General features: G+C 40.2%; 6 protein-coding genes. 1 reads left to right on the forward strand and 5 read right to left on the reverse strand.

The genetic code is table 11. The annotated features are described in order from the left end of the window. The first annotated feature begins 199 nt into the window (after window positions 1-199). A complete protein-coding gene (locus EYW48_RS19985) occupies window positions 200-334 on the forward strand; it encodes a hypothetical protein (protein ID WP_277432929.1) in 135 nt (44 codons plus the stop codon). Window positions 335-655: 321 nt separating this feature from the next. On the opposite strand, the gene EYW48_RS19995 is transcribed toward EYW48_RS19985, so the two are convergent. The 5 genes from EYW48_RS19995 to EYW48_RS20015 all read right to left on the reverse strand — a co-directional run bounded on the left by EYW48_RS19995 (window position 656) and on the right by EYW48_RS20015 (window position 5,691). Continuing rightward, a complete protein-coding gene (locus EYW48_RS19995; RefSeq protein WP_025793486.1) occupies window positions 656-1,162 on the reverse strand; it encodes a hypothetical protein in 507 nt (168 codons plus the stop codon). Window positions 1,163-1,323: 161 nt separating this feature from the next. Next, complete coding sequence (locus EYW48_RS20000) at window positions 1,324-1,572, reverse strand: hypothetical protein (protein ID WP_277432930.1); 249 nt, start codon at window positions 1,570-1,572, stop codon at window positions 1,324-1,326. Between the two features lie 158 nt (window positions 1,573-1,730). Further along, window positions 1,731-2,540: a hypothetical protein gene (locus EYW48_RS20005; protein ID WP_277432931.1), complete on the reverse strand. Its 810-nt coding sequence runs from the start codon at window positions 2,538-2,540 to the stop codon at window positions 1,731-1,733. A gap of 1,805 nt (window positions 2,541-4,345) precedes the next feature. Then, window positions 4,346-5,104, reverse strand: coding sequence for a hypothetical protein (locus EYW48_RS20010; RefSeq protein ID WP_277432932.1), 759 nt, complete (start codon window positions 5,102-5,104; stop codon window positions 4,346-4,348). A 146-nt stretch (window positions 5,105-5,250) separates the two neighbouring features. Continuing rightward, a complete protein-coding gene (locus EYW48_RS20015; protein ID WP_176247183.1) occupies window positions 5,251-5,691 on the reverse strand; it encodes a hypothetical protein in 441 nt (146 codons plus the stop codon). Window positions 5,692-6,346: the final 655 nt, after the last annotated feature.

Raw genomic sequence — 6,346 nt, forward strand, 5'->3', positions numbered from 1 at the left:
TTAAGTGGTGAGCAACGCGACCACAATCCTAAACCATTGCGCCTTAAACACAAAACTCAACCTAGAGCCGAAACTCCCAAGCGTTGGGAATCCGTCTTAAACGCCTAGTTAGCTGCTGCACTTTCGCCAGCAAATTACGACAAAATGCCTAATTTTAAACACATTATTGCTTTCAAACGGCAAAGTAAAACGGACAGCTGTGAAAGTAAAACCTAATCCACGAAATGCGCTTGGCAAAGAAGAAATGACCGAGAAAATCATCATTTCTGAGCTCGGTAATTTGCAAAAAATTCTATCGAAAAAGCCAACGACAAAGCACACGAAATGCATTTAGGCATTCATAAATTTCAACAGCAAAGAAGCCACGCCAACGAACTTAACGAACTCTTCCCATAAGCAGACTTCGTTAAGTTCAAACACTTACCGAAAAGTGCCACTGGCGAGATAGTTGAGAAGCTGAGATTTGTCCGGTGTGTAGCTAGAAAACCCAAAGCCTTTCCACCCTAAATTCACCGTTTTTCTTAACCCCAGCTAACGCCCTGTTAAGGTGTGAGCAACGCAATACCGATGCCGCCGCATACCACCTTAAACACTAAACGCAACGCATAGTAAAAATGCCACGCGTTGCGAATCACTCTTAAACAGTTTGTTAGGGCTATAGTAAGCCAACTATAAACGCATACATCAAAACTCCAGCCCCTGCGATACCACACACGACACTAACGACCCAAGATACATGCCACCATATTCCCCAAGCTAGCATATGTTTGTTTAGCTGTTGATTATGTTTATCAAAAGCAGCCAAAACTTTAGGTGCTGAAGCTGTAATTTTAGGGTCAGTTACTATTTTATTTAGTTTCATGATATTGCGTGAATGAAAGTAGTTTTTTGTGACTTCAAAGATCACAAATACGGATGCAGAAATAGCAATTAATAACGCAGACCAGAGTTTTTGATCTGGGCTCAATATATCTTTGGTAAGGTTCCATAGACCAAAAAAGGTTGCGTACCCTGCAACAACAACCAAATTGGTATAAGCAGCCAGTTTGTCATATGACGCAGTTAAGATCTTTATTTGAGCTTCAACAAGCGCATTGGCTGCCATTTTATCTACTCCAATACCTACTTGAGCCGGTCTTTCAACTTCTTTAACAGGTGGCATATGTACTCCTATAGCCCTAACGCCCAATTAAGGGGTGAACAACGTCTCCACCCACACCTAAAGCATTGTGCCATAAACACTAAATTTGAAGTAGAAGCAAAAGTGCCAAGCGTTGTGAATCCCTCTTAAATTGCTTGTTAGCACATAGGGGTACTGCCCAACTAACCCCAACCGTGAGGCATACTTTCGTTATTATCATGTTCTGCATTACAAATTTTGCACTTGTAGTAGCTAATCTGTGATTCTGATTTATTGGAACCCAGTAAAACACCGAACACGATATTTAGAATTTGAGATTTCATACTGTTCTTCTCACGCTGCTGTGCTTCCACTTCAGACGCACTTAACCTTCGGTGAGGAGTCTTCTGGTTGCAGTTTCCACAATGTAAAACAGTATCACCCTGAGACATTTCCCTTTTCCTTTTTTAACGAATGTTGAACCTGTGTGCTAACGCCGCATTAAGGTGTGAGCAACGCTACCACGAAACTTAACCATACCACCGTAAACACGAAACCCAACGATGGAATGAAAAATGCCAAGCGTTGGGAATCACTCTTAAATGCTTTGTTATAAGCAAATTAGCTCCGAATACTCTGCTACCGAATCCATTGATAAAAATATATCCTTTGGGGTTCGAGAGTCTTCTTTAGGAACAAACACATGACGGTACTCTTGTTGATACTGGTATCTCAAGTGTTTATGAAATTCAATAATTGGGTCTTTCCCCTTGCCTTCAGGTTTTACTGGATCTACATATTCAACCATTTGATAGGCATAATCATCAAACTCAATATGCTCGTGAAGCTTCGAAACCAATTCATCGGCAAAACGTTGAGAGTCGTAAATAAATAAGCAACTGTCGGCTTCAAAGTTACTAAACATTCGAACGTCAAAGGCTCCGCTACTACAAAATACGTAATAATCTCGGCTAGTTTCATAAGTAATGTTGACGGTACCGATTGGCTTAACCTTCTCGCCAGATTCCGTAGTAATCGTCATTTCTTTAGGGTTAGCATGAAATATAGCTTTCATTTCGTCATCCATTTGCGCTACGTTCAGTGACGGATCCATAAATGAACTTGCTAATGAAACTTTTATACTATTGTTGCCCAGGTACTCCTTTTTACCAAACTTGATTAAGTGAGGTTTCTTTTGTAGTGCCATGCGATGAATATCAGTTAGGCGTTGCGACTTGTCGACCATAGCATTTGGCACGGCACAACCTTTGAGAAAGTCAGTTGGAGGCGACAGCCTACGCAAGTTGAATTCTTCTTGAGCATGAGTAAATTTAACAATTAGACTTTTCCAAGGTTCGATAGATACATTCCCTAGTCCAATTTTCCCATTGGTTTCTAACGTTGTTAGGTTTTCGATCAAGTACCGCAACCTGTCAGATAGGAGCTCAATTGATAAGTGTTCCATATATCGATTTGTTCTATACTCACGAACCCAGAACTCACTTCGATTCATATACTCTCCATTTGCTTATAACGCCGCATTAAGTGGTGAGCAACGCTAAACACCAATGCCTCGACAAACCACTTAAAACGCAAAAACTGAATTTACACTAAAACCGCCAAGCGTTGCGAATCCGTCTTAAATGCTTTGTTATGCAAATTCAATAAGATAAACCAGAAGTTACACCAAATTTGATTAAGAAAACAATCAAAATGTTGGTTAAGTGAACCAAGAATCAACCCAAGCCTGAACCGTGATAAATAAGCCACCAAAACAAAGTCCACCTTTCAACGACAAACCAAGCTTTTGAATGAGACAAAATCACCGAGCAAGACTTTCAGCAAATGCGAAATGATCGATTAACTTGCCATTTCCACACTTTGCACCCGCTAAACTGATAACGCCCCAACGCTAAAACTGATTGAGGCAAACCAAGAAACTTGCCGGTTTTACGCTTTGAGTTAACCAAGAATTTGAGGGTAAAAATGCTCATTTGCCGACAACACAAAACGAGTAGCCGGAGAAATCCCAAAAGATTGAACCCTACATTTACCTGAGTTGCATAACGCCCGGTTAAGGGGCTGACAACGCAAAACACTGAACTCAAAATAACAACCGTAATCACAAAGGCCGATTTGAACAAAAACCGCCACGCGTTGGCAGTCCCTCTTTAACCGTTTGTTATGCAAATTCAATAAGATAAACTGACTTTACTCGATCAAAAGCCACGATTGCAATGGTTGAGTGATTCAAGAACCAACCCAAGCAAGAACTGTGATAAATGAGCCGCCAAAACAAAGTCCACCTTTCAACAACCAACCAAGCTTTTGAAGGAAACAAACCCTACAAGCAAGACTTTCAGCAAGTGCAAAATACTCGATTAACTTGCCCTTTCCACACTTTGCGCCCGCTAAATTCACAACGCGCCAACGCTAAAAATGATTGAGGCAAACAAAGAACCTTGCCCGTTTTACGGCTTGAGTTAACCACTAATTTGAGGGTAAAAATGCTCATTTGCCGACAACGCAAAACGAATGGCCGGAGAAATCCCAAAAGATTGAACCCCTAAATTTACCTGAGTTGCATAACGCCCGGCTAAGGGGTTGACAACGCACCGCCGAACTCAAAAAACACGCCGTAAACACTGAACTTCAATTTTGCACTAAAATCGCCAAGCGTTGGCAATCCCTCTTGAGCCGTTTGTTATGCAAATTCAATAAGATAAACTGACTTTACTCGATCAAAAGCCACGATTGCAATGGTTGAGTGATTCAAGAATCAACCCAAGCCAGAGCCGTGATAAATAAGCCGCCAAAACAAAGTCCACCTTTCAGCGACAAACCAAGCTTTTGAATCAGACAAACTCAACGAGCGAAAACTTCAGCAAAAGCAAAATGCTCGATTAACGTGCCCTTTCCACACTTTGCGCCCACAAGATTCACAACACGCCAACGCTAAAACTGATTGAGGCAAACAAAGAACTTTGCCTGTTTTACGGTTTGAGTGAACCACGAATCTGAGGGTAAAAGTGCTCATTTGCCGGCAACACAAAACGAATGGCCGGAGAAATCTAAAAAGATTGAATCCCTAAATTTACCTGAGTTGCATAACGCCAAATTAAGGTGTGAACAACGCTGGCACGTTACCTAAACCATTGTGCCATAAACACTAAACTGATTTGAAGTGAGGGCGCCGAGCGTTGTGAATCACACTTAAATTTATTGTTAAGTTTTGATCAATTGAGGGTATCTCCACTCCCACTTAACACCTTCTTTTTCTTCCCCACCAGGAACATTACGACGGTACTCTGACTCGATCATATCTTTGTTCTTAGAGAGTTCTTCCACATCAAGAGTACTAAGCAAGAATGTTCTTTCATTATCGACCAATGTGAAATCTTGAGGTGAGGATAGCTCAAATGTAAGCGTATATTTACCTGCTTTCCATGGGAAAGCCTGCTTATTATATTTATACAGATCAATCATTTCTTGAGAGCGTAGAAACGATGCAATTTCAAATTGGTTTTCATCTTTTAAATACGTCAGTTTCTCAACTGCTATTGATTCAATCTCTTGCTTTTCAGCAATAAATTTAGGTTCTTGGCATCTAATAAACAATTCTTCAATATTGAACTGGTTTAACTTCACAGCAAGTACGGACTGCTCTTTTTCAAACGGAACGGTTGCCTCTGGAGTAGTCATTTTCCCAACCGATTGAGTTATTCCCTGCCAAGCAAAAACTCTCTCTTCACCACTTTCATGTTTTAGCTTTACAATTAGATCCGAAACCACAATATCTTTGTTCTCTACTGAGAAAGCAATACGGAGATTAAATATAGGACCGTATGTTGTAAAACCAATCTCAGCTGTTTTGTTGGTTATAATTCGGATTTTTGACTTAGTAAAATAATTTCGGGCAACTGAAATCAAATGAGGAGTCCAAGCTAATGCTCCTAATACTGCTGCCACATCTACAAATTCCACTGGAACTCCTTTAAAAAACTTAACGCCCAATTAAGGTGTGAACCACGCTACCACACAACTTAACTAGGACGCCGTAAACACAGAACTAAACACAAACCAAAAGTGCCAAGCGTGGTGAATCACTCTTAAATTGTTTGTTATATGCTTCACCTACCCTGAATCCGGTCACACTCTTCGGTAAATTTTTTGAATGACTGTAGTAGATTATTTTTTGCAGTTTCGAACTCAGAGTTATCCTTATGTTTCATGTCATTCGAAAAATACCATGAAGCGTCATGCGAAAGCAGGCGCAATGACTCTCTAAGTTCTTCATAACGACGGAATCTACCCATGGCATTTTCCAAATACCTCTGCGCTTTATAGTAATCCTCTTTCTCTTCTTCGCTTCGAATACGAAAAAGGATTAAGTTATCTACAAATACACCGATAGTTTCTTCAAGTTGAAATATCCTTTCGTGTTCTTTTTCCCACAATTTGTTTAAACGATGTTTTTTAGTCGCATAATGAGCGTTCAGCCAAACAGCAGTAACAGATGCAACAGCTGCAATCAAAGCCGCAAATAAAGTTACCCCTTCTTTTAGTTCCATATTACTCCCATTACATATAACGCCCAATTAAGGTGTGAAGCACGCGACCACGATACCTAATTTGACCACCGTAAACACTAAACTTAACCCAAACCAAAAATGCCAAGCGTGCTGAATCACTCTTAAATTGTTTGTTATATGCGTTTTTTAGCTTCAATGATATCAGCAACATACAGGTTACTACTACTATTTGCCACATTCGTTTTCTCGCTAAAGAAACCTTTGATAATACGAAACTTTCTTTCATTACTATGGACAGAACCAATATTGGGTAACCAAGGCTTCATAAGAGTTAAAGTTGCTTCCATTAAGTTGGAAATTTCGTCAGCAGCTTCGGTTTTTAAAACATAACGATTTAATAGAAGTTCACGATCTGACTGTTCAAAGTACCCGCTATCGTAAACAACAAAGCGAGATTCATGTGCAGTCGTTTTTATGAGTAGTAACTTGTCATCATTTTCAGGGTTAAGTGTTCTACCATCGACAACCTTAAACTCGACGCCCTTTTCAGCGCACAGCTTAAAATTACTATACCCGTGATCATTGAAGATGCTTGATTTTCAATAGAATCAGGATCATGCTACAAACCATGAAAATCACACTGACTCCTCAACAGAAACTGCAACTCGAACAGATGCACGACATTGAGCGTGAT

This window comes from Vibrio sp. 1180_3 (genome assembly GCF_029478545.1).
In the GTDB taxonomy this organism is placed as follows: domain Bacteria; phylum Pseudomonadota; class Gammaproteobacteria; order Enterobacterales; family Vibrionaceae; genus Vibrio; species Vibrio aestuarianus.

Bases quoted from the DNA above. Each gene is read 5' to 3' on its own strand.
- EYW48_RS20015 (WP_176247183.1), bottom strand. From the start codon at position 5,691: ATGGAACTAAAAGAAGGGGTAACTTTATTTGCGGCTTTGATTGCAGCT.
- EYW48_RS20000 (WP_277432930.1), bottom strand. From the start codon at position 1,572: ATGTCTCAGGGTGATACTGTTTTACATTGTGGAAACTGCAACCAGAAG.
- EYW48_RS19995 (WP_025793486.1), bottom strand. From the start codon at position 1,162: ATGCCACCTGTTAAAGAAGTTGAAAGACCGGCTCAAGTAGGTATTGGA.